Genomic DNA, 26,966 nt, shown 5'->3' on the forward strand with positions numbered 1-26,966 from the left:
CGAGCCCCTCACTTTGAAAGCACTCTCAATTCACTCGGCCGCGCATGAAGTACCTTACCGTCGTCTACTACGATACGTTCGCCCGTTTCTTTTCTGCAATCGAAGATGAAGTCAAGGCACGGGACAGTGAGGCTGAATTTCTTCACCTCGCTCTTTTTCCCAGTGCTTACCTCTACCTGCTGAGTGAGAGGCGGTCGGTGCGTCTGCTTCCCTGGGAAGCAACAAAAGCACGCCCGGCAGGCGCATCGCTTGCGGATGCTGAGCTGGATCGCATCGGTGCATACCACGCCTACATTCTCTCGGGTGCGGGTAGACAGGAGAATGCACGTGTTCGCGAACGAGCGGCGAAGTATGTCGATGCTGTGTCCAGCATTCTTCAGGAGTTTCGTCCTGACCGCGTGATCATGTCTGGCGACACTCGCATTGCCTGCGAGTCGCTGCTCTTCTGCCTTGCGCGCGATTGGCCGGATATTCCGAAATTCCATTTCGAGCAGGGGCCTGGTGGCACGACGATCCTTGATCGCTGTGGCGTCAACGCAAATTGTTCATTCAGGTTCGAGGCCGCTGGGCTCACCGGCGAGGGCTACTCGGCAACGGCGCTCAACAAGCGCAGTCGTTTCAAGCGCAATCGGGTGTTCAGGGCCGTCGATCATCTGTTGTCCCGCTCGTTGGGGGCGATATCGCGGCTCCCGGTCGAGTGGGAGGTATTGCCGATGCCCCGGTGTTCGGAGCAACGTTACGCTGCCTGCCTGGGACCGATGCCGACCGTCGATGCACGCGGTGGGCCGCGTGTGCTCGTGGCGCTGCAGGTTCCGGACGACGCAAACAACATTCATCACAACCCGCTGGGTCTTGGTGATGCGCAGTTTGTCGAGTGGGTAGTACGCGCGGTTCAACAGTTGGGCGGACGTGTCCTGGTCAGGGAACATCCCCTGTATCGGCGCAAGTACAGTGCCGAGCTGTACGAACTGATTTCCCGCACTCCTGAAGCCGTGCTTTCAAATGCAGAATTGAAGGACGACCTGTCAGTGGCGACAGTCGTGGTGACGGTCAATTCCATGACTGGGTTCGACGCCTATATGTCCGATGTCCCCGCCATTTTGCTGGGGCGTGCGTTCTATGATCACCTCCCGGGGATCGTGCGGGTTGAAGGCGATACGGACCTCGTCGCTGCCATCGACTCAGTGCAGGGGAAGGCGGTATCCGATCTTATCGACGGCCGCGATCCCAAGGCGATCTTCGCGCAGATGAGGGATCGCCATTTCATCGAGGGACATTGGCTTGACGCTGAGTTGGTTGCGCCGGCCCACATCGCCGATATCGTTGTGAATGCCCATAGCGAGGTCGTCAGGGGAAATCCAGTCGTTTCCAGTCAGGCGACGATCGAATGACGGTCAAGGGAATCTATCTGGGGGTGGCGTCCAACCTGCTCGGCAACGCGCTGATGCTCGGGGCGACGCTCTGGCTGACCCGGCTGATCAGTCCTGCTGAGTTTGGTGAGTTTCGTGTGGGTGCCAACTTTTCCACGTTGATGATTCCCTTCCTTGCGTTGGGTGGCGAGCGGTTGATCAGCCGCTTGATCCAGAAGGGTGACGCAGCTGGCGTTGCCAGGACCGTACGGATGGTGATGACGGTCGCCTTGGTCGGCAGCGGCATCCTGCTCCTTGCCTACCCAGTGCTCGCCCGGTATGCCTTCGCCGGGACAGTAGGATTTCCAGTCTTCGCGCTGGGCGTACTGCTTGTTCCGTTGACCATCTGCTACAACCTCGCGAACACGATCTGGCGGCACACCGGCTCGCCTGCCCATGCGCAGATCCACCTGAACTTCTATCAGCGGCTTCTACGTGCACCGCTTCTGATTGCATTCGCGTGGTTGCATCCAACGGCGGTCTCCGCGTCTGCTGCGATGTTCATTGCGCAGGGAACATCGCTACTGCAGCTATGGAAGCACGTCCGATCGGCGCTGAAGGGCGGGGCGGGTCCTGCTCTGCCTTCGCCCGGGAGCAGGTCGGTGATTGGCGAAATGCTGGTGATCGGGCTGCCCGTTGCACTACTTGCCGCTGTCGACCGGATCGACGTCTTGATCATCAATGCAGTCATGGGTGTAGAGACGGCTGGTGAGTACGACCTGGTCTACATGCTGGCACTCACCGCCATGTTTCCGGCCATGGCGATGTCCAAGACGTCCGAGCCGCTGCTGCTGTCTCTGAAGGAAGATTCCGATCGGCAGCGGCGCGTCAGATCGCTGCAGATTCGAGCGCTGGCGCTTTCCTGCGCCGCGCTGATTGGAATTGCGGTGATTTCACCATTCATTCCAATGGTGCTTGGAGTGGCCGGGCCGGACTTTCCTGCTGCGGTACTGGTTCTGTCCGCGGGCCTGGCGCTCTCCAGCGTGTGCGGGCCCGTGCTTGAATACATGCAGATCAATGGCCGGGCCAGGGTTGCGCTGCTCTTGGCAATGTCTCTCATGGGTTTATTTGTCTGGATGAAATGGCTAGCTGCAACTGCAGACAGCCTCGTACTGTTTGCATTCCTCGGTGGACTCTTCTATTTTGCTCTTCGCCTCTCGCTGGCTATCTATATCTACTTCGCTGATCGCGTGCTGCTCACGAACCCTTACATGCTTGCAGTTTCCGTCGCCTCTTATGGTCTTGTTGCAGCTTGGGTCATTGGAGGTCAGGAATGAGCGCTCGCAGATTGATTGATCTTGGATTTGGAGTTTTCTTTGTCGTCAGCATGCTGGTCAGCGATGGCTTGTTCGGTAGCGTTGTAGTCCCCATCGCTCTGATCGCATATCACTTCGTCAAGCTGCGCGATCTTTCGAGCTCGATTGAGTTTTCATTTCTCCTCCTTTTCTCGATCACGTATCCTATATTCTGGATTTTCTCTGTTCTGCTCGGTGTGGACATTCACTATCTGTATTGGAACGTAAACTCTGGTTTCATTGCTCAGGCGTTTTGTGTTCAGGGTCTATTTCTTGCCAGTCTCTTCTTGGTGATGGGTAGTTCCAGGCCATTTACCGTGGTTGATTATAGGCGGCGCAACAGTGCCGTTGTTTTTTGGGCGGCCATTGTCGCAATGGTCGCTTGCCTCGTTGTGGCGGCAAGTTCCATCCAGGGGAGTATATTCGAGCAGTCTTATGATTATGAATTGAGTGGCTCTTCCATTCTTTTCGAGTACGTACTCATCCTGATTCTTGTGGCCTATTGCTACTCCGGAGAAGGTGTCATCCGGCGTCGCGTGCTGATCTTTGCTGCAGCCATGTTTGTTATTACTCCGCTGTACTTCGGTAAGCGTTTGCCGGCCTCGATGGTCGCCTTCGCTGTACTTCTTCTCTATGTGCGACCCAGAAATATTAGGCAGGTTATTCTTATATTCGGTGCAGGGTTTGTTGCTCTTTCGTTGCTTGCACTATTCCGTGTAGGGGATTCGGGCCAGAGTTTTGCGCAGGTCATCTTCAACATTAGTGAAGATGGCTCCATGCGCAACAATCAAGGTGGGGTTATTTACTCGTCCGCGGTGTACATGAAGCTCGTGCACGATGGGATATTCGACGTGCACTTCGCGATTTCGTCGATGCTTAATGTGGCACTTTCAATATTCCTACCATCTTCTATGGTGGACGATTCTGCCTACATCAACTTTGCAGCAATGAAGCATATTCCCATTCCCGGTAACGGCGGATTTCCTGGTGTGACTTTCTTCGTTTGGGGGGGGGTTCCGGGTGTAGTCCTTGCCGGTTCGTTGTTCGGTTGGGTGATGAGGCGCAGCGGTCGCTATCCTCTGCTCGCTGTGTACGGAACCTTTCTGTTCCTCACTTTTCCTCGCTGGATGGCTTATAACGTCAACATCATGTTCAAGGCGGGAACGCTGTTGTTGATTGCCTTCGTCATCGTCCGGCTGGTTTCTGCTGCGAGCAAGGGCCCGAGTCGTGCTTCCCTTCCCTGATGCCAATTTCTTCGTCTGGAGTTCCTGTGCACCGACTTTACAAGCTGGCGTGGGTCGTTCGCGCGATTCTCTTCAAATTCTTCTTCAGGTCGTTCGGAATGCCGGGTTATCTTGGGAGGCCCACATTCATTCTTGGCGCTGCTCGGATGTCGTTTGGAGTGAAGGTGCGAATATTCCCGGGAATGAGAGCGGAGTGTTTCGAGGGCGGAGCGCTGAAGATTGGTGACGATGTGTCTATTGGTCAAAATTTTCACGTCATCTGCAGTTCCGAGCTTTCCATCGGCTCGGGCTGTTTGATTTCTTCGGGTGTTTTCATCACTGATACCGACCACCAGTACGGTGATATCTTGCTGCCAGTATCTCACCAGCCGGTTACGGTTAGGAGCACTCGAATCGGAGATAACTGCTTTATTGGAGTTGGTGCGCGGATTCAGGCTGGAACAACGTTGGGAAAAGGATGCGTTGTCGGTGCTAACGCGGTAGTGCGGGGCGATTTTCCCGATCATTGCGTTATTGCAGGCATGCCTGCACGTATCATCAAACACTATGACTACCAGGCAGCCAGTTGGCTGCGCGGGTAACGTAAATATATAGCAGCAGGAGAAACCATGAAAGTCGAGACTGTGAAGATTTCAGCGGGTGTGACGGTCGGCAACGACAAACCTTTTGTCCTGTTCGGCGGCCTGAATGTCCTGGAGGACCTCGACTCCACGCTTTTCGCTGCCGAGGAATACGTCAGGGTGACCCGCAAGCTGGGGATTCCCTATGTCTTCAAGGCTTCGTTCGACAAGGCGAACCGCTCTTCAATCAACTCCTTCCGTGGCGTTGGCATGGAAGAGGGGCTGCGGATCTTCGAAGAGGTAAAGCGACGATTCGACGTGCCGGTGATCACCGACGTTCATGAGGTTGCCCAGGCCGCGACGGTCGCCGAGGTGGTCGATGTACTGCAGATCCCCGCATTCCTGGCGCGACAGACCGACCTCGTCGTGGCAATCGCGCAGACCGGTCGTGCGGTGAACATCAAGAAGCCGCAGTTTCTGAGCCCGACGCAGATCAAGCACATTGTTTCCAAGATCCGAGAAGCCGGCAACGAGAAGATCATCCTCTGCGAGCGGGGTTCCCAGTTCGGGTACGACAACCTGGTGGTGGACATGCTGGGCTTCCGCGAGATGATCGAGGCCACCGGCGGCCTGCCGGCCATCTTTGACGTGACCCACAGCCTGCAGCGCCGCGATGCCGGCAGCGAAGCATCGGGTGGCCGTCGCCGTCAGGTGGCCGAACTTGCAAGATCTGGCATGGCGTTGGGCCTGGCGGGACTTTTCCTGGAAGCGCATCCTGATCCGGACAACGCCCGCTGTGATGGCCCCAGCGCGCTGCCGTTGGCTGCCTTGGAACCGTTCCTGGCCCAGATCAAAGCGGTAGACGACCTCGTCAAGAGCCTTCCGGATTTGAAGGTGGATTGATCCGATGCAGACGACCTACGCGGGTCCGGTGAAGCTGGTGCTTTTCGACGTTGACGGGGTGCTGACCGATGGTGGCCTCTATCTCGGCCCGAACGGAGAACTGGTGAAGAAGTTCAATGTTCGGGATGGACTGGCGGTGTCGTTGCTGCGTTGCCATGGCATTCGCAGTGGCGTGCTGTCTGGCAAGAGCAGCGAGCCACTGGACTTCCGCATACGGCAGTTGAAATTCGATGTTGCCGTTACGGGGCGACTCGACAAGCGTGACGCCTATCGAAAGATCAAGCGGGACCTGGGCGTCGAAGATGCGGAGGTGGCCTACGTTGGCGACGATGTCGTTGACTTGCCGCTTCTCGGTCAGGTGGGGTGTTTCTTCGCCCCCAGCGATGCACATGCAATGGTCCTTGCCCGGGCAGACCACGTAATGGCCGCGCGCGGTGGTGGTGGTGTGGCAAGGGAAGTGGCAGAGCATATCCTGCTGTCCGGTGGCCTCTCCCTGGAGCAGGCCTACCAGCCTCTCATGGAAGGATGGAACGAACTACACGTCGTGCAGTGATCTGCGCCCATACCCACGGTTGACGTGGCGCAGTGGGCTGCATCGGTTGTGCTAATTGTTTGTTCGTATGGTTATTCGAGGAGTTTGTGATGAGTAAAGTTGAATCGGCTGCCACGGATTACCTGGCTTCGGCCCGGCGCGTTTTTCAGATCGAGGCAGACGCCGTCGCAGGACTGGCACAGAAGTTGGACCAGAACTTCCAGTCGGCAGTGCAGCATATTCTGCGATCGAATGGCCGCACGATCATCTGCGGCATGGGCAAGTCGGGCATTATCGGCAGGAAGATTGCGGCAACGCTCGCCAGTACCGGAACACCGAGCTTCTTCATGCATCCCGGCGAGGCCTATCATGGCGATCTGGGTATGGTGACCGCCTCCGATGTCTTTGTCGCGCTGTCCTTCTCTGGAGAGACCGACGAGGTGGTCAAGCTGCTGCCGTTCCTCAAGGAGAACGGCAACGTGCTGGTTGCGGCCACCGGTAATCCGGCCTCTACGCTTGCGAGAGCCGCCGACTGTCATCTAGACGTGGGCGTTCCGCTTGAAGCGTGCCCGCTCAAACTGGCCCCTACCGCATCCACCACTGCAACCCTTGCGATGGGCGATGCCCTGGCGGTGACGCTGATGGAAGCGCGTGATTTCAAGCCAGAGAACTTCGCACGATTTCATCCCGGCGGGTCGTTGGGGCGTCGGCTGCTTAGCCGGGTCGAGCATGAGATGGTGGGCGGTGAGCTTCCGATCGTCGATGCGGGTGCCGATATCATGGGGGTCATCAATGCCATCACGCGCTCCAGTCTTGGTTTGGCGATCGTGAGGCAGGAGAGCGGTTGGGCGATCATTACCGATGGTGACGTTCGACGCGCGGTCGAGAGCCATGGCAAGGACGTCTTCGAGAAGACCGCGCAGGATCTGATGAGTCCGAACCCGGCAAGCGTGAGCATTGGCACGCGCGTCGAAGATGCGCTGGAGCTGATGGAGCGTCGGCGTATCTCCGCGCTCCTGATCTTTGACCGGGAAACCCTGGTGGGCGTGTTCAAGAAGTAGGCGTTGCGGGGATGGGATGGATACTGGGCGCGCAACGCGCCCAGCATCCTTCCGCGCTACTTGCTGATGGCATCCAGGTTGTCGTAGAAGAACTCCGGGTCGCGCTCGGAGGTCGCCTGGTACAGGCTGTAGGTGTGGCCCACGCGGGCGCCACCATCACGGTACAGCGGGCTCCACTGGAAGTTGGCGCGTGCGCGCGTCGATCGGGGCAGCAGGAAGTCGAACGGCACCGACACGTAGATGCCCTTGTCGAAGCTGCCTTCGCCAAAGTCCCTGGAGGAGACATCGGTCTTGGTGGCGTAGGCGCCCATGGTCACGCCATTGTCGAACGCGCGCGACACCGCCAGCGTGGCGCCCCAGTCCTTGGCCAGGTAGCGACCGGCACTGAGTACGCTGACCACCCGGCGCTCTTCGCCCCACATGTAATAGAAGCTGGCATGGCCGGTAGCGACGCTGTAGTCGCGGAAGCTGAAGCGCTGGTCGAAGTCGCGCTGCTTGACCCAGTTCGCTTCCACGCCAACGGCCCATCGCTCGTTGAGGGGGCGATACAGCACTTCACCGCCGGCACCGGCATACATCGACTCAAGCAGGCCGGCATACGCCATGCCATACAGGTCGCGACCCAGCTGACGGGTGCCGGTGAGCTGCAGGTTGGGCAGGGTCAGGTCTTCGGTGGTCATGTACCGGCGGATATTGGTACGTACCCGCGGCAACCGACTGGGGGCGTCGTAACGGAACTTGTCGTAGTTGTTGTAGGCGTTGTAGCTGACGGCGCCGCTGAGCCACAGGTTGCGGTTGAAGTACAGGTTGGCGTTGTAGGTGCCGGCCACCTGGAACAGCACGAATCCATCCGGGCCACCGAGCGACTGCAGGTAGCCGATGTTGAACGCACCATCGAAGCGTCGCTCGGGTGCCTTGTACAGGGTCTGGCGACGCTGCATCGCCGGAGGCGAAAGTTCGATGTGCCCGGCCAGGTTCCCCAGGTCCGTGCGATGGTCGATGTAATTGGCAAATGCCGCGCGGTCCATGCTGGATTCGACGATCGGCATCCCGAGGCGGGTATTCTGGACCGTGATCCAGTCCACCTCCTCGGAGAGGTGGCTGTCCAGCACGCGGGCGGTACGGCCCAGGCCCTGCGCGGGGAAATAGAAGCGTCGTTGCTCGCCGGTCACGATGATCTCGGCGCCGCGCTGGCTGATGCGCTGCACGCGCAGGCCTGCATTCTGCTCCAGCTGGTGCGAGATGCTTTCCCAGTCGAGGGGGGTAGCCTGGGTATCCGCGGAGGAGGCAAGCTGGCCGTCTTCGGAGGGGGGGGCCGCAGCGTGCTGCTTCAACGGTACCGGGAGCGGATCCAGCGTTTTCGGCATGGACCTGGCCTGCGCCAGGTTGGTGCGCAGGGTGACGCCGAACATGGCCAGATCGCCGCGTTCCCAGCCCAGGTGCAGCTGCACGTTGCGGTTCACCGCATAGGAGGCGCCCAGATTGATCGGACTGCGTTGGCGCTGGTTGTTGCGCTGGGGCTCGTGCTGGTAGTCGTTGCCGTCGTATTCCAGCTTGAGCTGCAGCGGCTCCCATGGCGTCTGATAGGCGACGCCGCCGAAAACGCCGACGGGCCCACGGAACATGCTGCTGCTGTTGAGATTGCCGGTGCCTTCGGGAGGTGGTCGAGTCTCGAATTTGTCATCAAGGGCCGACAACGGGTTCTTGAAGTCACCGCGGTTGCCGATGTAGCCCGTTGCAATGCCAAGGCTGGCATCGACCGGGCCAAAGCGCTTGCTGGCGACCAGGTACTCGCTGGAGAACAACCCGGTGCCGCCGAAGTCGCGGAAGCCCGCCGATACCTCGGGCACCCAGCGGCCTTCCTGCAGCAGGCGGATCTTCAGGTCGATCGACTTGTCTTTATAGTTCTGGTCGCCGCTGAGCCATACCGAACCGTACCGACGGTTGGCAACGGAGACATAGCGGAACGCGCCCTCCATCCAGGGCAGCGGTTGCAGCACCAGGTTGTAGCGGCTGTAGGGCGAGGTATGGCTGGCGGTGAAGGCAAGTTCGCCTTCATCGGCCATGCGTGCGGTCGGTGTCTGCAGCAGTCCGATGCCACCCCAGTCGCTCGCGGTGGGCAGGGGGGCGGACTGCGCATGCAGGGCGGCGCTGATACTGAGGCCGAGCACGGCCAGGCCTGCCCGCGCGAAGGGGGTGCGGTACAAGTAAGTCAAAGCGAAACTCCGGGCGCATCCAGCACCTGGGTGGCGAGGAAGCGGGCAACGTCCTCGTTGAGATCGGGGTTGATCTGTTTGATGGAACTCGCACGCAGCGGCACGTAGATCACCGCGCCGGGAGCCAGCGTGCTGGCCGGGGAGCGGTTCCACAGGGCGATGCCGAGCTTCTCGACGTGGCCGTCTGGCTGCACCACGTACAGATCGTCCTTGCTGGCGGCCGCCAGGGCAGGGCAGGCCGGCACGTAGTGGCGGGGTTCCTGTCCGGGGACATGCGGCACCTGGCATGGCTGGATAACCGCGCCCATGACCGTGACGGTGCCGGGCCGTGCCGGATAGACCAGTCGATCGCCGTCGGCGAGCGGTCGGTTGCGCGCTTGGGCGGCCTCGATCTGGCGCGCTGCAAGCAACGCGGGCAAGCGCCCGGTCACCGGCATGCTCTCGATCTCGCGGGCCAGCCCGGTGGCGGCAGCAGCGCCCTCCCGATCCTGGTCTTCATGGCCTTCAAGCTGTTCGAGGTCGAACAGAACGCCGGCCTTCAATCGGGTTTGCACCAGCGCCTCGGCGGGACGCAGCCATGCGGCGGCCAGCGGATAGGCGTTGGCCTGTGGCTGGGCCGCCAGTGCGGCGTCGCTGAGGCGTGACCCTGCAGGCAGGGTGAGCACGCCGGGCTGGTTCACGTAACCCAGCACTTCCACCGACAGGGAGGGCGCTGCGATGCAGGGGCTGCTGATGGCCAGGCCGAGCGCAAGGGCGAACAGTCGCAGCTTCATCGGCGTTGCAGATCCAGGCTGTAGGGCTTGAGTTGGGTGATCTCCAGGCTGGCGCCCGGATCGATGGCCTGGCGGCTCTTCCAGATGAAGCCGTTGGCCGGATCCACCCAGTAGTGGTTCTCGCCCTTCCAGTGCTCGCCCCGCAGGGTTTCGCGGACATGGACGAGCATGCGCGCCTTGCCGAGGATGTCGATCGATTCGGTGCCCAGCCGCTCCAGTGTTCCTGTTACCTGCACGCCATAGCGATAGCCCGGCATCAGGTCATAGCGACGTTGCACGCTTACCGGCCCTTCGAGCCGATGCAGCGCATGGAACGGGTTGTCGCCCTCGATCCACATGTTCTGGAGTTCGGGGGTGCCGCCGTGGGTGCCGACCAGCAGCCCGTCCTGCAGGAACACGATGCTGCGTTCGCTGCTGTACCACGCCTGGCGGCCAGCATCGATGTTGCCCAGGACCAGCACCGCACCGCCCTCGGGGCCGGTGACCTTGATCTGCGGGTATCGCTTGGCCGCGACGTCCGCCGCGGTGGGCTGTACGTCAGGCTTGCCCTGCGTGGCCAGCTGTACCGTTTTCAAGCTGGTGCGACCCACTACGCCACAGCCGGACAAGGCAATGGCGATCAACAGCAGCGCGGCAATGCCACGCTGCGTCCGGGGTGGCGCGATGAGAGCGCTCCTGCTCATCCGTGGCCTCCCGTCAGTTGTCGAGATCGTTGCGTGCGCTGGCAGCGTTGCTGATGATCGAGGTGAAGGGCAGCAGCTGGTTCACGAAGCGGCTCCAGCGGGTGACGCCGGCAGCGCCGACGAACACCACGTCGCCGGGAAGCAGCTCGAACTGACTGGCCACGGCAAACGCCGCCGGTGACTTGGCTTCCAGGTGGTACACGGTGGACGGCATGCTCTGCAGATCCTGCGAGCCGCGAATCACGTAGACCGCATTGCCGTTGGACGTGCTTTGTTGCAGGCCGCGGGCGCGACCCAGCGCCTGGCTCAGCGAAATATCGCTGGTCTTGAAGCTCATCGCGCCGGGCTGATTGACTTCGCCAACCACGAAGACTTCCTTGCGGTCCAGGTACGGCACGTACAGGTGATCGCTGGATTTGAGGAAAATGTTGGTCGCACCGCCGCCCTGGCGGCCGAGCCGGTCAAGATCGATGGTGTAGGTGACCCCGTCGCGGGTCAGGCGTACGCCGGAGAGGTCGGCCTGCGCCGCGTCCAGTCCCGACTGGCTGATCGCATCGCCCAGGGTGAGCGGGGTCACCGTCAGCGGAACCGTGGCGGCCTGGCGCGAGGCGCCGGTGACCCAGACGCGCTGGCTGGCGTAGGTCAGGATGGACACGTCCACCTGCGGCGATTCGATGTAGCGCGCCAGTTTTCTGGTGAGTTCTTCACGCAGCTGGCCGGGCGTCATGCCGGCGGCCATGACCTTGCCCACGTAGGGGTAGAAAAGCGTGCCGTCAGACTGTACGGGGCGGCCAGCAGCATTGAGCTGCTGCTGTGGGCCGGCGGGCACGGTCAGTTCGGGGTGATCCCAGACGGTGATGTACAGGACATCGCCTGCGCCGATCTGGTAATCACTGGGCTGGTAACTGGTCAGTGCAGTGGGCAGACCGGGGACGTCGCGCGCGGCGCGGTCCATGGCGATCAGCTTGGGGGTAATCGGGATCAGCTCGATCTGGTCGTTGCCGACCGGCTGATCGTCACGGGCCAGTGCGCTGGAGCGCATGTGTTGACCGGGCGCGAACACGCAGCCAGACAGGGTGAGGGCGAGTGCCAAAGTGGCGCCGAGACGCTTGCAGTCCATCGATGATTCTTCCTGGCCCTGTCGGGCAAAAACAAAAAACCCCCGCCGGACCTGCGCCCGGCGAGGGCGTGATGACTTTGGTCCGACTAGCGGATCAATTGGTGCCGGTGGTGCCGGTGGTACCCGTCGTACCGGTCGTGCCGGTCGGCGGAGGCGTGGTGCCGCCACCGTTGTTGTTGCCGGCGTCATCGCTGCTGTCGGCAATGAGGCTGTAGGCAACAGCGGCCGCTGCAATGCCGCCGCCGATCTGGGCTGCGGTGGTGAGGCTGCCTTCGGCGGCGCCGGTGGCACCGGTGGTGCCAGCGACTTCGGCGGTGGCGACTTCCTGGTTGTTTTCGACCGGGGCTTCCTGGGCGATAACCGGGGACGACAGGCCCAACAGGGCCAGTGCGGCAATAATCTTCTTCATTACGGGGTCTCCTACTCCGTCAGGTAAATTTTCACCGCAATGGTGGCTTTTTTATCTATTCAGTGTCAAGGCGCAGTTCGCCCGGTCATCCTGCTCAGTGGTGGCGTGTGTAGACGCTTTCCCGCCCGGACAGGCTGGTCGCCAGCCGCATGACCAGATCGTGCGTGCGCAGCGAGGGCATCAGCAGCGGCATCAACAGCCCTGCGCAGGCGGCCAGCAGCAACGTACGCATGGGAGTGGCAACGGGCGCACGCGTTGCCGCCGCCAAGGCAAATGCCGACGCGGCAGCGCCCAGCAGCCAGCCACTGACAACCTCCGACACCGAATGGGCATGGAGAGGAAGCCGGGAATAGGCGATGGCGGCGGCAAGCACGGCGCCTGCTGCCGCCCAGGCCAGCGGCAGGCGGCTTCGACCCTGCGCGGCCAGGTAGAACACCACCGGATAGACCGCCGTGCTCATCGTGGCATGCCCGCTGAAACCGGTGAAATCCAGCCGCGCCCAGCCCAGCCCCCAGCCGAGGTAAGCCAGTTTCGAGGCCAGGGTGAGCGTTGCGGCCAGGCCCAGAGCAAGTGCCCAGCGCCACCGCAGCGACGCGCTTTCACGCGGCGCGGCCAGCAGCAGCACCACGCTGAGGGGCAGCAGCCAGCGGCTGTCACCCAGTTGGGAAAGATGTGCCCACACGGCAACGTCCGTTTCACTTCAGGGGAGGCGCAGCATAGGGCGGCGGTCATGTACCGCTCCCGGCTGCCGGCGGGGCCGTCGGGTCGCCGGCATGTTCGACGCCTGTCATGCGGCCTAGAATGGGGTATTGATCGGAGCCAGGGCTCCGGCGCACGGTGCCTCCAGGAGTCAGAATGAACGTTACTGTTGCAGAAGGTGTGGTTGTCGGGAATCGTCTCCCGTTCGTGTTGTTTGGCGGCCTGAACGTGCTGGAGGACCTGGATTCCACCCTGCATGCTGCCGAGCACTTCACCACGGTGACCGCCAAGCTGGGGATTCCCTACGTGTTCAAGGCGTCGTTCGACAAGGCCAACCGGTCCTCGATCAACTCCTATCGTGGCGTTGGGTTGGACGAAGGCCTGCGCATCTTCGAAGAGGTCAAGCGCCGCTTCGGAGTGCCGGTGATCACCGACGTGCACGAAGTGGCCCAGGCCGCCCCGGTGGCCGAAGTGGTGGACGTGCTGCAGATTCCGGCCTTCCTGGCCCGCCAGACCGATCTGGTGGTGGCCATCGCGCAGACCGGCCGCGCGGTCAACATCAAGAAGCCGCAGTTCCTCAGCCCCACCCAGATCAAGCACATCGTGTCCAAGATCCGCGAGGCCGGCAACGAGAACATCATCCTGTGCGAGCGGGGTGCCCAGTTTGGTTATGACAACCTGGTGGTGGACATGCTGGGTTTCCGCGAAATGATCGAATCCACCGGCGGCCTGCCGGCGATCTTCGATGTGACCCACAGCCTGCAGCGCCGCGACGCCGGTAGCGAAGCCTCGGGTGGCCGCCGCCGCCAGGTGGCCGAGCTGGCGCGTTCAGGCATGGCGCTGGGCCTGGCCGGCCTGTTCCTGGAAGCGCACCGCGACCCGGACCACGCCCGCTGCGATGGCCCGAGTGCACTGCCGTTGGCGGCGCTGGAGCCGTTCCTGGCCCAGATCAAGGCGGTGGATGAGCTGGTCAAGGGTTTCGACGAACTGCACGTTGGTTGATCGGCACGGGGCACCCGCGGCGCAAGCGGCCTTGGTCACTTCGCTGAATGTGGGTATCCTTGTCTGCTGCATCTGCCCTGCGCGGATGCAGCCTGCGGTTCTGGCGGTATCCTGCCAGCCGCACATGGCCCCGTAGCTCAGCTGGATAGAGCGTCCCCCTCCTAAGGGGAAGGTCGCCCGTTCGAATCGGGCCGGGGTCACCACATCATCATTGCCCGGGCGGTTCCGCCCCGCGCCTCTGCCACACCGCCTTTTCGCCGATGCCGGTTGCCATGTCACCGTGGCAACGCTGCTGCGAGTGCCCGGAGTGCCTCCGCAACGGTGGGACGGGGTGTGATGGACCTGGTTCGGATGCTGCTGCGCTGGCTCGATGAGTTTCTCTACGCGCTGGTCGGCTGGCCGGTATTTGATCCGCGCACGCCGGCGCGGATTCTCCAGCCTGCCGCCGTGGCGCGTTACACCCAAGCGTCGCATCGTTCCTCGCCCGGAGTTGACGCGGTCTGCGTCAGGTTGCGTAGATCCCAACCGCAGATGGAGTGATGGAATGAACGCATCCGTGCCCGACCCGACCCATGAGCCGCTGCCCACGCCTGCCCCCGTGGAGTCGCCGGTAGTGCCCGATCCGCCGGCGCAGGAACCTCCCACCGAGGTGCCGCCGGAGAACGACCCGTCGCCTGCAACGCCGCCGGTTGAAGAGCCGCCGTCGCCGGCACATTGATCGGGTTGCGTCTGCCTGTATGCATTGCCGGCGTGATGCAGTGGCGTACGCATCGTGACGAATGCACAGCGCCGCGCACACAGTATCCAGACATGCATTTTTCCGCGCGTATACGTCGCTGAATCCTGTGTTTTGAAGGTCACGCGCACTTCATTGCCGTTCCGCAAAGGTGGATTCACCCAAACACGGGCAAGCCCCGAATCACAGGAGTAGATCGACGTGACCACCGAATCCAAGACCACCCACAGCTTGAACGACCTGATCGAGATCGCCCGCGATGGCAAGGACTTCTACACCGAGGCCGCCGGCAAGGTGGAAGATGCTGAACTCGCCGCGCTGTTCACCCGCATTGCCGGGGTGAAGGATGAGATCGTGCGCTCGCTCAGTGCCACCGTGCTGGCGGCGGGCGGAACACCGGCCGAGCATGGCACCGTGGTGGGCTCGATGCAGAAGTTCTACGGCAAGGTGCGCGCCACCCTGGGTGACAAGCAGTACGGCTACGTTGCCGAACTCGAAGAATCCGAAGACCGTCTGCTTGGTGCGTTCAAGGACACGCTGACCGATGCGGATACGCCGCCGGCCGCGCGCCAGGAAGTACAGCGCCTGTTGCCGCAGGTGCAGGAGTGCCACGCGGTGATGCGTGACCGCAAGCATGCAATGAAGCACTGATCGCTTTCGGCGTCGCCGCCAGGCGGCACGCCAGGTGAACAGGCAGGCAGCCCCGGCACGTCCGGGGCTGCCTGTTTGTGGGGTCCGAACGGCCGCGTACGGGTATCGGGGTTTTGGTGCATACTCGATCGAAAGGGCCGATTGGATTTTGTTATGGAACACATGCGTTGGCTGACGCTTCGCCTTGGCAACAATCAATCCATCGGCCCCAAGGTGCTGCTGGACCTGTGGGCGAATGCGTGTGAGAGCAACCAGTCGACGGTGACGCGCGACACGCTGCCCGGCAAGTCCACCTCGTATGCGCTGCACGCGCCGCTGTCGCTGGCCTACCCGAAGCGGGCCGAGCTGCGTATGCGCAAGCTGCTGGAAGAAGCCGGTTACACCTTCACCCTCGGCTCGCTGGCCGATCGCCCTGCGGCGCAGCCGACGCGGGCGCTGCGTTGATCAACCGGGCATCACGTCCCGACGCATGATGCGGACCGGGAAACCGCCCGCATGCTGGATCAATTCCAGCGGTTGCCACCCCAGTTGTCGATACAAGCCGCCGTCATCGGCTTCGGTCTGCAGGTAGACCTCGCGCACGCCCAGTGCGCTGGCGCGCTCCAACAGCTCGTTGATCAGGACCGTGGCAAGGCCTTTACCGCGGTGTTCGGCCGCGACGTAGACACCTCCCAGCCAGTGCAGACGCTCCGGTCGCTCCGTGCGCTCATGGAATTTCAACTGCGCCGCCGCGATTGCGTAGTCGTCCTGTATCGCGATGAGCAGCAGGGGCAGCTCGCCCGATTGCAGGAACACTTCCAGCCGTTGCTGCTCATCGGCGAGGGTCACGCCGGGCACATGGCGGCCCCATTCACCGTAATACCAGTCGGCCAGCACCGGTAAAAGGTCGGGGCGCTCACTCAGGGCAATCAGCTGCATCTTGCTTCCATGTAGACGTCGACCGCCGAGAATATCCGGATCCAGGGAGCGCTGTCGTGTTGGGGTTGGGGGTAAGGTCTGGTCGCGGCAGCGAAGGGTGCCTGCTCAGCCGGCCGGGTATACGGCCATGATGTCGCAGCGGTCACTGATCCGGTTGATGCTGGTGGAGGCCAGGTGGCTCTGCGTCGGTCCATCGCTCAACGCTTCGATCATGGGGTCCACGATCGGCAGGATCTCGATGCGGTCGCCCGGATTGCCGCAGATCACGCCTGAATTGAACCCGGAGTGGAAGCGCAGCTGCGGCGAGTGCACCAGTGAGCGGCACATGGTGCCCACTTCGACCACGTAATAACGGTGCCCGCCGGAACGCTGCGGATGGGTCTCCACGGTGATGCCCTTCGCGTTTTCACTCCAGCCGCGCACGTGGCGGGTGCTGAAACAGTAAGACGGCGAGCCGCGGAACGAGCGCCGCGCTTCGGTGACGTTGACCGTCCCCAAGGTGGGGACCAGACTCTTGCCGCCCTGCCGGGCGTCCTGCGAAAAATCGCGGCGGGTGATGCGCTCGACCGCGCGGACCTGGCAGCTGCGGTCGCCGGTCATCACCCGGGCCGGACTGCCGCTGCAGACCCAGCTTTCCGGTGCTGCCACGCGCGCGTCGGCGGCGTCGATGACGCCCGGGCAGGCCCCGGCGAAACTGAGCCGCCAGGTGGACTGGTCGGCGGCCAGCAATGAAAGGGTGTCTGGCTGGGGCTGGTTCATTTCCAGCAGGCCCTTGGCATCCATGCAGTTCGGGCCGGGTGCGACGCGTGCGGTGGCCGGGGCGGTGGCGTTCTGTGCGGTCGCCAGGGGGACGCAGGCAATGGCCAGGGCCAGCAGGGCGGGACGGTGCCACTGCCACCTACGAGCGGTCTTGCGGAAGATTGTCACGGCGCGCACTCCTTGCTGACTGGACGCTTCGACTATAGCACCGCCCCTTGTTTTTCCCGTTGCGACAACCGGGTGGGGCAGGCAGACTCTCCGCTCCCTTCGGTCTCCGGTCTCGCCTGGCCCCGCTGCCATGTCTGCTGCTGCCTTCAACCTGCGTCGTTACGGCCGCGCCTCACGCGTGGATCGGCACGACTTCGCGCAATGGGTGGTGCCGGTCCGGGGGGAGCTGGCGTTCGAGCTGGAAGGGCGCGGCGCGCGACTGGATGTGTGGCAGGGCAGCTTCGTCGCGCCATTGGCCGGGCACGCGCAATGCGCGCTGGAACAGGACTGCTTCCTGATCGTGGATTGCCCGGCCGATCTGTTGGACGATGACAGCCTGCAACGATTGCATGCGCAGCCGGTGTTGGCGCTTCCTGCCCAGGTACGGAGCATGGCGCGGCGGGTCTGTGCCGGGATGCCGGCGCAGATCGACGCGGTCACCGTGGCCGCTGAGATGCCGCTGCTGTTGCAGGCGTTTTCGCTGGCTGGCAGCGCTACCCGGTTGCAGGCGGTGTGTGCGCGTATCGAGCAGGCGCCGGGGCAGCCCTGGCCGGTGGAGCGGATCGCGGCCGAGGTCGGGGTCAGCGGGAGCCGGGTGCATGCGCTGTTCCGCGCGGCATTTGGGCGCGCTCCGCAGGCGTGGCTCAGCGCGTGCCGGCTGCGCTGGGCACGTGGCCAGCTGGCGACCGGTGATCTGCCGATCGCCACGATTGCCCAGCATGCCGGCTATTCAGAGCAGAGCGCGTTGACCCGTGCGTTGCGCCGGGAGTGGGGCATGACCCCGGCCGACTACCGGCGCGTGCATCGGCAATAGCCTGGGTCAAGATCCGGGTCGTTCCGCTGCCTACACTGGCGCATTCTTTCCGGCAACAGCCCCGCAGGCGCAGATGAATCGATCAATGGGGGTGGGCATCGCCAACGGTATCGCTGCCGGCGCGTTGTGGGGCGTGGTGTTCCTGGCGCCGGCGATGCTCAGCCCGTTCAGCGCGGTGCAGTTGTCGGCGGGGCGCTACCTGGTTTACGGGCTGATCGCGGTGCTGCTGCTCGCACCGCGCTGGCGCGAGCTGCGCATGCGCATCGGCGCGGCCGAGTGGCGCGGCTTGCTGTGGTTGAGCCTGGCCGGCAACCTGGTCTATTTCGTGCTGTTGGCCAATGCGGTGCAGTGGGCGGGCGGCGCGGCGGCATCGCTGATCGTGGGCCTGATTCCGGTCGTGGTCACGCTGGTGGGCGTACGTGAGCAGGGCGCGGTACCGCTGCGGCAACTGGCGCCAGCACTCCTGCTGTGCCTGCTCGGGGTTGGCCTGGTGGGGTATGAAACGCTCCAGGCCGAGCACGCGCAGGGCTCGGCCGGCCGCCGTCTGCTGGGCCTGCTCTGTGCGGTGGGGGCGTTGTTCTCGTGGGCGCTGTACTCCATCGGCAACAGCCGCTGGCTGGCGCGTCGCCCGGACATTTCCGGGCATGACTGGTCGCTGCTGACCGGGGTGGCCACCGGCGGGTTGTCGCTGTTGCTGGTGCCCAGCGCGTTCCTGTTGTCACCGGGCCACCACGCCGGGATGGACTGGGGCTGGTTCTGGGTGATCAGCGCCGGCGTGGCGGTGGTGGCCTCGGTACTTGGCAACGCCTGCTGGAACCGGGCCAGCCGCAACCTGCCGTTGACCCTGACCGGGCAGATGATCGTGTTTGAAACCCTGTTTGCATTGCTGTACGGGTTTGCCTGGCAGCAGCGCTGGCCGACGATGATGGAGACGTTGGCGATCCTTTGCCTGGTATCGGGCGTGTTGATGTGCGCGCGGGCGCATCGTCCACCGCGGGCGATTGCCGAACATCCCGGCTGATCGCGCCTGATGTGGCTGGATGGTCTCAATCGCAACTTGTTTGCCGACGTTGCGGACAGATCGCTCCCTCGTTGTTTTTGCACTGCAACACTTGACAAGCCCCCCGGCGGCGTAGTTTTCTTCACCCATGGTCCTTCTCGCCGCCACCGCCCAGCATTCCGTCGCCGCCCTTGCGGTCGGTCGGAGTGTGCCGGGTCGGCACACCGGCAGCAGCACCGTCACCACCACCATTACCACCGTCACCACTCGCCTGGTGCGGCCCGTCGTCTTCGCGTAATTTCCGAAAACAACGGCCCCGCACCCGGAACAGGTTGCGGGGGAGCGCCTTCAACCTGACCCGACGCGGGGCCTCGAATCGAGGTCAACATGTCTTCCGTCGCCGTCAACCCCGCCCCCGCTGATTCCGCCGTCGCGCTGCGCGCCGGTACCTCCACGATCGTGCACAAGTTCGGCGGCACCTCGGTGGCCGATGCCGAGCGCTACCGCCATGTCGCGCAGCTGCTGCTGGCGCGCGGGGAGGCGGTGCAGGTGACCGTGGTCTCGGCGATGAAGGGGGTGACCGATGCACTGATCGCCCTGGCCGGATTTGCAGCCGACGACAGCCCGCAATGGCGCGACCACTGGCATGCGCTGCGCGCCCGCCATCGTGGCGCGGCGGTGGCGCTGCTGGGGGAGCATGCGGGGCCGGTGGTGGAGTGGCTGGATGCGCGCTTCGACCACCTTGCCGAGGTGCTGGCGGCGCTGGCGGTGATCGGCGAACTGCCGGTGGAGGTGCTGGACCGTGTGCAGGGGTTGGGCGAAGTGTATTCGGCGCAGTTGCTGGGCCAGTACCTGCAGTCGCTGGGCGAGGACTGTGCGGTGCTGGACGCGCGCGAGGTGCTGGTGGTCGACCGTGGTGAGCTGGGCGTGGACGTGGACTGGGTACAGAGTGCGCAGCGCCTGGCCCGGTGGCGCGAGGCCCATCCCGGCCCGCGCGTGGTCGCCACCGGATTTGTCGCGCGCGATCGCCGCGACCGCATCACCACCCTGGGGCGCAACGGCAGCGACTACTCCGGTGCGATCTTCGCCGCGCTGTTCAACGCCGATGAACTGCACATCTGGACCGATGTCGATGGGGTGCTGTCGGCCGATCCGCGCGTGGTGCCCGAAGCGGTGCAGCTGGACGCCCTGAGCTATGACGAGGCCTGCGAGCTGGCCTACTTCGGCGCCAAGGTGGTGCATCCGCAGACGATGTCGCCGGCCATCGAGCGTGGCTTGCCCATCATCATCCGCAATACCTTCCGGCCGGATCATCCGGGCACGCGGATCACCGCCGAGCGCACCGTGTCCGGCCCGATCAAGGGCCTGACCCTGAGCCCGGACCTGGCCCTGCTGAACCTGGAGGGCACCGGCCTGATCGGCGTGCCCGGTACGGCCGAGCGGGTGTTCGCGGCGCTGCGCAATGCGCATGTGTCGGTGGTGATGATCTCGCAGGGCTCGTCGGAGCATTCGATCTGCTGCGTGGTCAAGCAGGCCGAGGCAGCCCGCGCGCGCGATGCGCTGTTGCAGGCATTCGCGCATGAGCTGGTGCTGGGACAGGTGCAGCGCGTGCAGCTCACCGACAACGTCAGCGTACTGGCGGCGGTGGGGGACGGCATGGCCGGGCAGCCCGGCGTGGCCGCGCGCCTGTTTGAATCGCTGGGCCGTGCCCAGGTCAACATCCTGGCGATCGCGCAGGGTTCGTCAGAGCGCAACATTTCCGTGGCGGTGGACAGCGGCCATGCCACCAAGGCACTGCGCGCGGCGCATGCTGGCTTCTGGCTGTCGCCGCAGACCTTCTCGGTGGGCGTGATCGGGCCGGGCAATGTCGGTGCGGCGCTGCTGGACCAGCTGCTGGCCGCGCAACCGCAGCTGCTGTCGCGTGCCAACGTGGACCTGCGCCTGCGTGCCGTGGCATCGCGCAGTGGCATGCTGCTGGACACGCGTGGCCTGCAGGGCCCGTGGCGCACGGCCTTGGCCGGCGCGATGGCGCCTACCGACCTGGAGCGCTTTACCGAGCACCTGTTGTCGGCGCACCTGCCGCACGCGTTGATCATCGATTGCAGCGGCAGTGCCGATGTTGCCGACCGCTATGCGGGTTGGCTGGCTGCCGGTATCCATGTGGTGACTCCGAACAAGCAGGCCGGGGCGGGCCCCTTGCCGCGTTACCACGCGATCCGGGAAGCGGCGGCCGCCAGTGGCGCGCGCTTCCGCTACGAGGCCACCGTGGGCGCCGGCCTGCCGGTGATCACCACCCTGCGCGACCTGGTGGATACCGGTGACGAAGTGCTGGCCATCGATGGCATTTTTTCCGGCACGCTGGCGTGGCTGTTCAACAAGTACGACGGTCAGGTGCCGTTCTCCGCGCTGGTCGCACAGGCGCGGGGCATGGGTTATACCGAACCGGATCCGCGCGATGACCTGTCCGGGGTGGACGTGGCGCGCAAGCTGGTGATCCTGGCGCGTGAGGCCGGGCGCGAGCTCAGCCTGGAGCAGGTGCGCGTGGAAAGTCTGGTGCCCGAAGTGCTGCGCCAGGCCAGCGTGGAGGATTTCATGGCCGGGCTGGACGCGGTGGACGCGGTGTTTGCCGAGCGACTGGCACAGGCGCGCGCACGCGGTGGGGTGCTGCGCTACGTGGCACGGCTGTCGGCCGACGGCGCCGAAGTCGGGTTGGTCGAACTGCCTGCCGGGCATGCATTCGCCACGCTGCGGTTGACCGACAACGTGGTGCAGTTCACCACGCGCCGGTACTGCGACAACCCGTTGGTGGTGCAGGGGCCTGGCGCGGGGCCGGAAGTGACCGCCGCCGGGGTGTTCGCCGATGTGCTGCGGGTGGCCGTGGGTGAAGGAGCGCGCCTGTGAGCAGGGCTTCTGATGGGGTCGCGCGCGCTTTCTCGCCGGCCTCGGTGGGCAACGTTGCCGTGGGATTCGACATCCTCGGGCATGCGATAGCCGGGGTGGGCGATACGGTGAGCGTGCGCCGTATCGATGCGCCGGAGGTGCGTATCGCCGCGATTCGAGCTGCTGCGTTCGACTTGCCCCTGCATGCGCCGGACAACACTGCCGGGGCTGCCCTGATTGCGCTGCGTGACGCGCTGGCGTTGCCGTTCGGGTTTGAACTGGAGATCGACAAGGGCATTGCGCTGGGCTCGGGCATGGGCGGTTCCGCCGCCTCGTGCGTGGCCGCATTGGTGGCGGCCAATGCGCTGCTGGATGCGCCATTGGCACGCGAGGCGCTGTATCCGTTCGCGCTGACCGGCGAGGCGGTGGCCAGTGGTGGCCGGCATGGCGACAACCTCGGGCCGATGCTGTTGGGAGGGCTGGTGCTGAGCACGGCCGAGCAGCTGGTATCCATTCCGGTGCCGGAGCCGTGGCACAGCCTGCTGGTGCATCCCGAGGCGGTGCTGGAAACACGCCGTGCGCGCGCGGCACTGCAGGGCAGCTACGCGCTGCACGAGTTCGTCGCGCAGAGCGCGAACCTGGGGTTGGTGCTCAGCGGCTGCTTCCGGGCCGATGCAGCGCTGGTGCGCGCCGGACTGCGTGACGTGCTGGTCGAGCCGCGCCGTGCAGGATTGATCGGCGGGTTTCATGCCGCGCGTGACGCGGCGTTGGCCGCCGGTGCGATGGGCGCCAGTATTTCCGGTGCCGGGCCGAGTGTGTTTGCCTGGTTTGAACAGCGCCAGGCCGCGCTGGCGGCGCAGGCGGCGGTGCAGGCGGCCTTTGCCGCCGCCGGTTTCGACAGCCAGGGCTGGGTGTCGCCGTTGAATGCGCCGGGTGCGCAGCTGCTGTGAGTCATTCTTCTTCTCTGCCAGGACAGCCGATGAACTTCGTTTCCACCCGTGGTACTGCGTCGCCGGTTTCACTGAGCCAGGCCATCGCGGCCGGCCTGGCCCCCGATGGGGGGCTGTATGTGCCCGGCCAGCGCCCCTCGGCACGTCGATGGGAGGCGCAGGGCACGCTCGCGCAGGATGCTGCTGCGGTGCTCGCACCTTACTTCGCCGGGGATGCGCTGGCACCACAGCTGGATGCGTTGTGCGCACAGGCCTTCGATTTTCCCGCGCCGCTACGCCCGTTGAGTACACCGGGCGATCACGTGCTGGAACTGTTCCATGGGCCGACGGCGGCATTCAAGGATTTTGGCGCGCGATTTCTCGCTGCCAGCCTCGCCCAGTTGCAGCAGGAGCGCGAGCGACCCCTCACCATCGTGGTGGCTACCTCCGGGGATACCGGCGCGGCGGTGGCGGCGGCGTTTCATCGCCAACCCGGCATCCGCGTGGTGGTGCTGTATCCCGATGGCCGGGTGTCGCCGCGCCAGGCGCATCAGCTGGGTTGTTTCGGCGACAACATCCAGACCCTGCGCGTGGCCGGTTCATTCGACGATTGCCAGGCGATGGTCAAGCAGGCGTTGGGCGACCGCGAACTCCAGGTGCAGGTGCCCTTGAGTTCGGCCAACAGCATCAGTCTGGGCCGCTGGTTGCCGCAGATGAGCTATTACGCGCACGCCGCGTTGAACCACCATGCGGCCACCGGCGAGGTGCTCAACCTGGTGGTACCGACTGGCAACCTGGGCAACGCGATGGCCGCCGTGCTGGCCCGTTCGATGGGGCTGCCGTTGGGGCGTATCGCGCTGGCGACCAATGCCAATGACGTACTGCCGCGTTTCTTCCACGGCGGTGCGTATCAGCCGGCGACCAGTGTGGCGACGCTGGCCAATGCGATGGACGTGGGCGCGCCGAGCAACTTCGAACGCCTGCGCTGGTTGTATGCCGGCGATGATGCGGCGCTCCGCGCGGGGTTCCGCGTGGAAGCGGTGGAGGATGCTGCGATCGGCGCGCTGATTGCCCGTCGCTGGGCACAGGCCGGCGAGGTGTTCTGCCCGCACACGGCGACCGCGGTGGCGCTGCTGGAAACATTGCGCGCCGAGGGTGTGCGGGGCGATTGGGCGGTAGCGGCGACTGCGCATCCGGCCAAGTTCGACTCGGTGGTGGAACCGTTGGTTGGCCACACCCTTGCGGTGCCGGATTCGCTGGCGGCGCTGCTGCAGCGCCCCGCGCATGCCGAACCCTGCGCACCGGCCTATGCGGCGCTGCGCGAGGTGTTGTTGGCGGGGTGACGCCGCGGCTATTCGCCGGCGAGCGTCTGCAGGCCGGCTTCGTCGAGGATCTCGACGGTGTTCAGGTGGGGCAGGGCGATCAGGCCCTGCTGGCGCAGCTTGGTGAAGGTGCGGCTCACCGTTTCCATGGTCAGGCCGAGATGGTCGGCGATGTCGCCGCGGCCCATCGGCAGGGTGACGCGCAGGCCGTTCGCACCCAGCCGGGCTTCGCGCGCGGCCAGCCGCAGCAGGAAATCGGCTAGTTTCTCCGCAGGCTGCAGGCGGCCCAGCGCCAACGCGGCATCCTGGGCGGCATCCAGTTCCTGGCAGGCGCGCTGCAGCAGTTTGCGTTCCAGGTGCGGAAAACGCGCGCGCAGGTCTTTCATCTGCGGCAATGCGACGCGGCACACGCGGCTGTCGGCGATGGCTTCGACGTCGTAGCGGTGATGGTCGCTGCCGCTCAGGCCGAGGTAGTCGCCGGGCAGGACGAAACCGCTGATCTGGCGACGCCCGTCGGCCAGGGTGCGGACCAGGCGCAATGCGCCGGCGGTCAAGGTATAGACATGTTGGCGTGGCTCGCCGGCACGGGCCAGGGTGGTGCCCAGCGGCAGCGGCTGGGACAGGGTGACCCGTTCCAATGCCTGGACCTCGTCCGGCGCCAATGCCGAGCACACCGCCAGATGGCGCACCGAGCAATGCAGGCAGTCGCGCAGCGGTGCGCAGCCCGGGCTGGCGGGATCGTCAACGGCAGATAACGGGGTGCCGGAGTGGGGCCGGGTCATGTCGAACCAGTGGAGCGGGGCCTGCCTATGATACGTCATGCGGCCAGCGGCCCGGACCGGCGCGATCGACACCGGCCCGTCGGGCTGGCTGCGGCTAGAATATGTCCCACGCTCATCCCCCCGTTCCGCAGGAGTTCCGCAAGTGATCAAGCCCCGTACGCCGCCCGGCATCATGGAATTGCTGCCGCGCGAGCAGATCGCGTTCCAGCGCATGCTGGACGTCATCCGCCGCAACTACGAGCGGTTCGGGTTCCTGCCGGTGGAAACCCCGGTGTTCGAGCTGTCCGACGTGCTGTTGACCAAGTCCGGCGGCGAGACCGAGCGCCAGGTGTATTTCGTGCAGTCCACCGGCGCCTTGGCCAATGCCGCCGAGGCCGGCGACACATCGCTGCCCGAGTTGGCGCTGCGCTTCGACCTGACCGTGCCGCTGGCGCGCTACGTGGCCGAGCACGAGCATGACCTGAGCTTCCCGTTCCGTCGTTACCAGATGCAGCGCGTGTACCGCGGCGAGCGTGCCCAGCGCGGCCGCTTCCGCGAGTTCTACCAGTGCGACATCGATGTGATCGGCAAGGACACGCTGAGCACGCGTTACGATGCCGAAGTGCTGGCGGTGATCCACGCGGTGTTCGCCGAACTGCGCATTGGCGATTTCTCGGTGCAGTTGAACAACCGCAAGCTGATGCGCGGCTTCTTCGAAAGCCTGGGCGTGGCCGATGGCGAGCGCCAGATGGCGGTGCTGCGCGAAGTGGACAAGCTGGACAAGCGCGGCCCTGACTACGTGCGCGAGACGCTGGTCGGTGAAGGCTTTGCGATCCCGGCCGAGCAGGTCGAGCGCATCCTGGCGTTCGTCGCGGTGCGGTCCAGCAGCCACGCCGATGCGTTGGCGCAGTTGGATGCGCTGGTAGCCGATGGCGCGGCCAGCGAGACGCTGACCCTGGGCGTGGCCGAGTTGCGCGAGGTGCTGGAGCTGGTCAAGGCACTGGGCGTACCGGAAACCGCGTACTGCCTGAATTTCTCGATTGCGCGCGGCCTGGATTACTACACCGGCACCGTCTACGAGACCACGTTGACCGACCACCCGCAGATCGGCTCGATCTGCTCGGGCGGCCGCTACGAAGACCTGGCCAGCCATTACAGCAAGTCCAGGCTGCCGGGCGTGGGTATTTCGATCGGGCTGACCCGGTTGTTCTGGCAGCTGCGCGAAGCCGGGCTGATCGCCGGTATCGAGGACAGCAGCGTGCACGCACTGGTGGCGCTGATGGACGACGCCAGCCTGCCACAGTCGCTGGATATCGCCCGCCGCCTGCGCGCCGGTGGCATCAATGCCGAAGTGCAGATGGAACCGAAGAAAATCGGAAAGCAGTTCCAGTATGCGGCCAAGGCCGGCATCCGCTTCGTGGTGCTGGCCGGTGAAGACGAGCTGGCGCGCGGCGTGGTGGCGGTCAAGGACCTGCTGCGGGAGCAGCAGTTCGAGGTCTCCCGTGACGAACTGGCCAGCACGTTGCAGGTGGAACTGGAGCAGGCCAAGGTCATGCCGTGAGGCAGCTTGGGGCGGCGGCAGCGCTGCTGCTCCTGTTGACCGCGTGCCGGACCGATCCTGCGCTGCACAGCCAGCGGATCGGTCCGGGCCAGTACCGGTTGAGCGTTGATCGCTGCCACGTGATCGACCGGGAGCAGCTGCAGCGCGACCTGCGCGGGCTGGCCCGGCAGAAATGCCCGAACGGGGCCGGGCCGCTGGACGCTGTGGCTCCCATTCCCAGCCAGCAGGGCAGCCTGTTCGGCGAATGCCTGCGCCGCGGTGCGTTGCGCGCCCAGGTGCAATGCAGGTAGGTACCGACCGTTGGTCGGTACGGCTGCAACGCATCCAGATCCAGCACAACGCCCGCCCATGCCGTAGCAGCGAGCGTGTGCGTCTTCGCCTGGGTGTATCGCGAGCGTTCGGTGCCGCTTGGCGGCCGGCAGGCCCTTTCGCAAATGTCCCCCGGCCGACGCCTGCGGCGACGGCCTCCTCCTTTATTTTGCCAAGGACCTGCCGGCCGCCAAGCGGCTCGGCTTGCGGTGC

28 protein-coding genes and 1 tRNA gene are annotated in these 26,966 nt (G+C 64.4%); 20 read left to right on the forward strand and 9 right to left on the reverse strand.

Features of this window, described 5'->3' with window-relative positions; all coding sequences use genetic code 11:
- Nucleotides 1-44: 44 nt before the first annotated feature.
- The 7 genes from AC3IR9_RS08620 to AC3IR9_RS08650 all read left to right on the forward strand — a co-directional run bounded on the left by AC3IR9_RS08620 (nucleotide 45) and on the right by AC3IR9_RS08650 (nucleotide 7,004).
- Nucleotides 45-1,391, forward strand: a complete 1,347-nt coding sequence (locus AC3IR9_RS08620) for a capsular polysaccharide export protein, LipB/KpsS family (RefSeq protein ID WP_489295322.1) — start codon at nucleotides 45-47, stop codon at nucleotides 1,389-1,391.
- Nucleotides 1,388-2,686, forward strand: coding sequence for a lipopolysaccharide biosynthesis protein (locus AC3IR9_RS08625; protein WP_489295323.1), 1,299 nt, complete (start codon nucleotides 1,388-1,390; stop codon nucleotides 2,684-2,686). Before AC3IR9_RS08620 ends, AC3IR9_RS08625 begins: the two co-directional genes overlap by 4 nt.
- Nucleotides 2,683-3,948 carry a hypothetical protein gene (locus AC3IR9_RS08630; protein ID WP_489295324.1) on the forward strand — a complete coding sequence of 422 codons (1,266 nt, stop codon included), beginning with the start codon at nucleotides 2,683-2,685 and terminating at the stop codon, nucleotides 3,946-3,948. The genes AC3IR9_RS08625 and AC3IR9_RS08630 overlap by 4 nt, the downstream gene beginning before the upstream one ends.
- Nucleotides 3,949-3,974: 26 nt before the next feature.
- Complete coding sequence (locus AC3IR9_RS08635; RefSeq protein WP_489295325.1) at nucleotides 3,975-4,529, forward strand: acyltransferase; 555 nt, start codon at nucleotides 3,975-3,977, stop codon at nucleotides 4,527-4,529.
- A 27-nt stretch (nucleotides 4,530-4,556) separates the two neighbouring features.
- Nucleotides 4,557-5,411 (forward strand): 3-deoxy-8-phosphooctulonate synthase, encoded by an 855-nt coding sequence (kdsA, locus tag AC3IR9_RS08640; RefSeq protein ID WP_489295326.1) that lies wholly within the window; start codon nucleotides 4,557-4,559, stop codon nucleotides 5,409-5,411.
- 4 nt (nucleotides 5,412-5,415) lie between these two features.
- Nucleotides 5,416-5,964, forward strand: a complete 549-nt coding sequence (locus AC3IR9_RS08645) for a KdsC family phosphatase (protein ID WP_489295327.1) — start codon at nucleotides 5,416-5,418, stop codon at nucleotides 5,962-5,964.
- Between the two features lie 89 nt (nucleotides 5,965-6,053).
- Nucleotides 6,054-7,004 carry a KpsF/GutQ family sugar-phosphate isomerase gene (locus AC3IR9_RS08650; protein ID WP_489295328.1) on the forward strand — a complete coding sequence of 317 codons (951 nt, stop codon included), beginning with the start codon at nucleotides 6,054-6,056 and terminating at the stop codon, nucleotides 7,002-7,004.
- Nucleotides 7,005-7,060: 56 nt separating this feature from the next.
- On the opposite strand, the gene AC3IR9_RS08655 is transcribed toward AC3IR9_RS08650, so the two are convergent.
- The 6 genes from AC3IR9_RS08655 to AC3IR9_RS08680 form a co-directional block, all read right to left on the reverse strand.
- Nucleotides 7,061-9,220 (reverse strand): YjbH domain-containing protein, encoded by a 2,160-nt coding sequence (locus AC3IR9_RS08655; protein ID WP_489295329.1) that lies wholly within the window; start codon nucleotides 9,218-9,220, stop codon nucleotides 7,061-7,063.
- Nucleotides 9,217-9,993 carry a capsule biosynthesis GfcC family protein gene (locus tag AC3IR9_RS08660; RefSeq protein ID WP_489295330.1) on the reverse strand — a complete coding sequence of 259 codons (777 nt, stop codon included), beginning with the start codon at nucleotides 9,991-9,993 and terminating at the stop codon, nucleotides 9,217-9,219. The genes AC3IR9_RS08655 and AC3IR9_RS08660 overlap by 4 nt, the downstream gene beginning before the upstream one ends.
- Nucleotides 9,990-10,676, reverse strand: coding sequence for a YjbF family lipoprotein (locus AC3IR9_RS08665; RefSeq protein ID WP_489295331.1), 687 nt, complete (start codon nucleotides 10,674-10,676; stop codon nucleotides 9,990-9,992). The genes AC3IR9_RS08660 and AC3IR9_RS08665 overlap by 4 nt, the downstream gene beginning before the upstream one ends.
- A 13-nt stretch (nucleotides 10,677-10,689) precedes the next feature.
- Entirely contained in the window at nucleotides 10,690-11,796 is a 1,107-nt protein-coding gene (locus AC3IR9_RS08670) for a polysaccharide biosynthesis/export family protein (RefSeq protein WP_489295332.1), read from the reverse strand.
- A gap of 94 nt (nucleotides 11,797-11,890) precedes the next feature.
- Nucleotides 11,891-12,205, reverse strand: a complete 315-nt coding sequence (locus AC3IR9_RS08675) for a hypothetical protein (protein WP_489295333.1) — start codon at nucleotides 12,203-12,205, stop codon at nucleotides 11,891-11,893.
- Nucleotides 12,206-12,299: 94 nt separating this feature from the next.
- Entirely contained in the window at nucleotides 12,300-12,887 is a 588-nt protein-coding gene (locus AC3IR9_RS08680) for a phosphatase PAP2 family protein (protein WP_489295334.1), read from the reverse strand.
- 173 nt (nucleotides 12,888-13,060) lie between these two features.
- Here AC3IR9_RS08680 and kdsA (AC3IR9_RS08685) point away from each other — a divergent pair, with 173 nt between their 5' ends.
- The 6 genes from kdsA (AC3IR9_RS08685) (at nucleotide 13,061) to AC3IR9_RS08710 (ending at nucleotide 15,737) form a co-directional block, all read left to right on the forward strand.
- Entirely contained in the window at nucleotides 13,061-13,906 is an 846-nt protein-coding gene (kdsA, locus tag AC3IR9_RS08685; RefSeq protein WP_489295335.1) for a 3-deoxy-8-phosphooctulonate synthase, read from the forward strand.
- 126 nt (nucleotides 13,907-14,032) lie between these two features.
- Nucleotides 14,033-14,109, forward strand: a tRNA-Arg gene (locus tag AC3IR9_RS08690).
- Nucleotides 14,110-14,257: 148 nt separating this feature from the next.
- A complete protein-coding gene (locus tag AC3IR9_RS08695) occupies nucleotides 14,258-14,446 on the forward strand; it encodes a hypothetical protein (RefSeq protein ID WP_489295336.1) in 189 nt (62 codons plus the stop codon).
- A gap of 4 nt (nucleotides 14,447-14,450) precedes the next feature.
- Nucleotides 14,451-14,624: a hypothetical protein gene (locus tag AC3IR9_RS08700; RefSeq protein WP_489295337.1), complete on the forward strand. Its 174-nt coding sequence runs from the start codon at nucleotides 14,451-14,453 to the stop codon at nucleotides 14,622-14,624.
- 219 nt (nucleotides 14,625-14,843) lie between these two features.
- Entirely contained in the window at nucleotides 14,844-15,293 is a 450-nt protein-coding gene (locus AC3IR9_RS08705) for a PA2169 family four-helix-bundle protein (RefSeq protein ID WP_489295338.1), read from the forward strand.
- 162 nt (nucleotides 15,294-15,455) lie between these two features.
- A complete protein-coding gene (locus AC3IR9_RS08710; protein WP_489295339.1) occupies nucleotides 15,456-15,737 on the forward strand; it encodes a hypothetical protein in 282 nt (93 codons plus the stop codon).
- Here the strand turns inward: AC3IR9_RS08710 and AC3IR9_RS08715 are convergent, their stop codons facing one another.
- Nucleotides 15,738-16,211, reverse strand: coding sequence for a GNAT family N-acetyltransferase (locus AC3IR9_RS08715; protein ID WP_489295340.1), 474 nt, complete (start codon nucleotides 16,209-16,211; stop codon nucleotides 15,738-15,740).
- 105 nt (nucleotides 16,212-16,316) lie between these two features.
- On the reverse strand, nucleotides 16,317-17,138 hold the full coding sequence (locus AC3IR9_RS08720) for a DUF6491 family protein (RefSeq protein ID WP_489295341.1): 822 nt from the start codon (nucleotides 17,136-17,138) through the stop codon (nucleotides 16,317-16,319).
- 130 nt (nucleotides 17,139-17,268) lie between these two features.
- Between AC3IR9_RS08720 and AC3IR9_RS08725 the strand changes: the two genes are divergently transcribed.
- The 5 genes from AC3IR9_RS08725 to thrC all read left to right on the forward strand — a co-directional run bounded on the left by AC3IR9_RS08725 (nucleotide 17,269) and on the right by thrC (nucleotide 24,143).
- Nucleotides 17,269-17,991, forward strand: a complete 723-nt coding sequence (locus tag AC3IR9_RS08725) for a helix-turn-helix transcriptional regulator (RefSeq protein WP_489295342.1) — start codon at nucleotides 17,269-17,271, stop codon at nucleotides 17,989-17,991.
- Nucleotides 17,992-18,064: 73 nt separating this feature from the next.
- On the forward strand, nucleotides 18,065-19,012 hold the full coding sequence (locus tag AC3IR9_RS08730) for a DMT family transporter (RefSeq protein ID WP_489295343.1): 948 nt from the start codon (nucleotides 18,065-18,067) through the stop codon (nucleotides 19,010-19,012).
- 366 nt (nucleotides 19,013-19,378) lie between these two features.
- Entirely contained in the window at nucleotides 19,379-21,892 is a 2,514-nt protein-coding gene (gene thrA, locus AC3IR9_RS08735; protein ID WP_489295344.1) for a bifunctional aspartate kinase/homoserine dehydrogenase I, read from the forward strand.
- On the forward strand, nucleotides 21,889-22,821 hold the full coding sequence (locus AC3IR9_RS08740; protein ID WP_489295345.1) for a homoserine kinase: 933 nt from the start codon (nucleotides 21,889-21,891) through the stop codon (nucleotides 22,819-22,821). Before thrA ends, AC3IR9_RS08740 begins: the two co-directional genes overlap by 4 nt.
- 29 nt (nucleotides 22,822-22,850) lie before the next feature.
- A complete protein-coding gene (gene thrC, locus AC3IR9_RS08745; RefSeq protein WP_489295346.1) occupies nucleotides 22,851-24,143 on the forward strand; it encodes a threonine synthase in 1,293 nt (430 codons plus the stop codon).
- Between the two features lie 8 nt (nucleotides 24,144-24,151).
- On the opposite strand, the gene AC3IR9_RS08750 is transcribed toward thrC, so the two are convergent.
- On the reverse strand, nucleotides 24,152-24,904 hold the full coding sequence (locus AC3IR9_RS08750; protein WP_489295347.1) for a Crp/Fnr family transcriptional regulator: 753 nt from the start codon (nucleotides 24,902-24,904) through the stop codon (nucleotides 24,152-24,154).
- Nucleotides 24,905-25,046: 142 nt separating this feature from the next.
- Here AC3IR9_RS08750 and hisS point away from each other — a divergent pair, with 142 nt between their 5' ends.
- Nucleotides 25,047-26,444: a histidine--tRNA ligase gene (gene hisS, locus AC3IR9_RS08755; RefSeq protein ID WP_489295348.1), complete on the forward strand. Its 1,398-nt coding sequence runs from the start codon at nucleotides 25,047-25,049 to the stop codon at nucleotides 26,442-26,444.
- The gene (locus tag AC3IR9_RS08760) at nucleotides 26,441-26,734 is read left to right on the forward strand and encodes a hypothetical protein (RefSeq protein ID WP_489295349.1); all 294 of its coding nucleotides are present in this window, start codon (nucleotides 26,441-26,443) and stop codon (nucleotides 26,732-26,734) included. The genes hisS and AC3IR9_RS08760 overlap by 4 nt, the downstream gene beginning before the upstream one ends.
- The last annotated feature ends 232 nt before the right edge of the window (nucleotides 26,735-26,966 follow it).

The organism is Stenotrophomonas sp. GL_101 (assembly GCF_057835675.1).

What these genes read in the sequence shown, in the direction of transcription:
- AC3IR9_RS08620 (WP_489295322.1), top strand. Translation starts at nt 45, where the DNA reads ATGAAGTACCTTACCGTCGTCTACTACGATACGTTCGCCCGTTTCTTT.
- AC3IR9_RS08625 (WP_489295323.1), top strand. Translation starts at nt 1,388, where the DNA reads ATGACGGTCAAGGGAATCTATCTGGGGGTGGCGTCCAACCTGCTCGGC.
- AC3IR9_RS08630 (WP_489295324.1), top strand. Translation starts at nt 2,683, where the DNA reads ATGAGCGCTCGCAGATTGATTGATCTTGGATTTGGAGTTTTCTTTGTC.
- kdsA (WP_489295326.1), top strand. Translation starts at nt 4,557, where the DNA reads ATGAAAGTCGAGACTGTGAAGATTTCAGCGGGTGTGACGGTCGGCAAC.
- AC3IR9_RS08645 (WP_489295327.1), top strand. Translation starts at nt 5,416, where the DNA reads ATGCAGACGACCTACGCGGGTCCGGTGAAGCTGGTGCTTTTCGACGTT.
- AC3IR9_RS08650 (WP_489295328.1), top strand. Translation starts at nt 6,054, where the DNA reads ATGAGTAAAGTTGAATCGGCTGCCACGGATTACCTGGCTTCGGCCCGG.
- AC3IR9_RS08660 (WP_489295330.1), bottom strand. Translation starts at nt 9,993, where the DNA reads ATGAAGCTGCGACTGTTCGCCCTTGCGCTCGGCCTGGCCATCAGCAGC.
- AC3IR9_RS08665 (WP_489295331.1), bottom strand. Translation starts at nt 10,676, where the DNA reads ATGAGCAGGAGCGCTCTCATCGCGCCACCCCGGACGCAGCGTGGCATT.
- AC3IR9_RS08670 (WP_489295332.1), bottom strand. Translation starts at nt 11,796, where the DNA reads ATGGACTGCAAGCGTCTCGGCGCCACTTTGGCACTCGCCCTCACCCTG.
- AC3IR9_RS08675 (WP_489295333.1), bottom strand. Translation starts at nt 12,205, where the DNA reads ATGAAGAAGATTATTGCCGCACTGGCCCTGTTGGGCCTGTCGTCCCCG.
- kdsA (WP_489295335.1), top strand. Translation starts at nt 13,061, where the DNA reads ATGAACGTTACTGTTGCAGAAGGTGTGGTTGTCGGGAATCGTCTCCCG.
- AC3IR9_RS08695 (WP_489295336.1), top strand. Translation starts at nt 14,258, where the DNA reads ATGCTGCTGCGCTGGCTCGATGAGTTTCTCTACGCGCTGGTCGGCTGG.
- AC3IR9_RS08700 (WP_489295337.1), top strand. Translation starts at nt 14,451, where the DNA reads ATGAACGCATCCGTGCCCGACCCGACCCATGAGCCGCTGCCCACGCCT.
- AC3IR9_RS08710 (WP_489295339.1), top strand. Translation starts at nt 15,456, where the DNA reads ATGCGTTGGCTGACGCTTCGCCTTGGCAACAATCAATCCATCGGCCCC.
- AC3IR9_RS08715 (WP_489295340.1), bottom strand. Translation starts at nt 16,211, where the DNA reads ATGCAGCTGATTGCCCTGAGTGAGCGCCCCGACCTTTTACCGGTGCTG.
- AC3IR9_RS08725 (WP_489295342.1), top strand. Translation starts at nt 17,269, where the DNA reads ATGTCTGCTGCTGCCTTCAACCTGCGTCGTTACGGCCGCGCCTCACGC.
- AC3IR9_RS08730 (WP_489295343.1), top strand. Translation starts at nt 18,065, where the DNA reads ATGAATCGATCAATGGGGGTGGGCATCGCCAACGGTATCGCTGCCGGC.
- thrA (WP_489295344.1), top strand. Translation starts at nt 19,379, where the DNA reads ATGTCTTCCGTCGCCGTCAACCCCGCCCCCGCTGATTCCGCCGTCGCG.
- thrC (WP_489295346.1), top strand. Translation starts at nt 22,851, where the DNA reads ATGAACTTCGTTTCCACCCGTGGTACTGCGTCGCCGGTTTCACTGAGC.
- AC3IR9_RS08750 (WP_489295347.1), bottom strand. Translation starts at nt 24,904, where the DNA reads ATGACCCGGCCCCACTCCGGCACCCCGTTATCTGCCGTTGACGATCCC.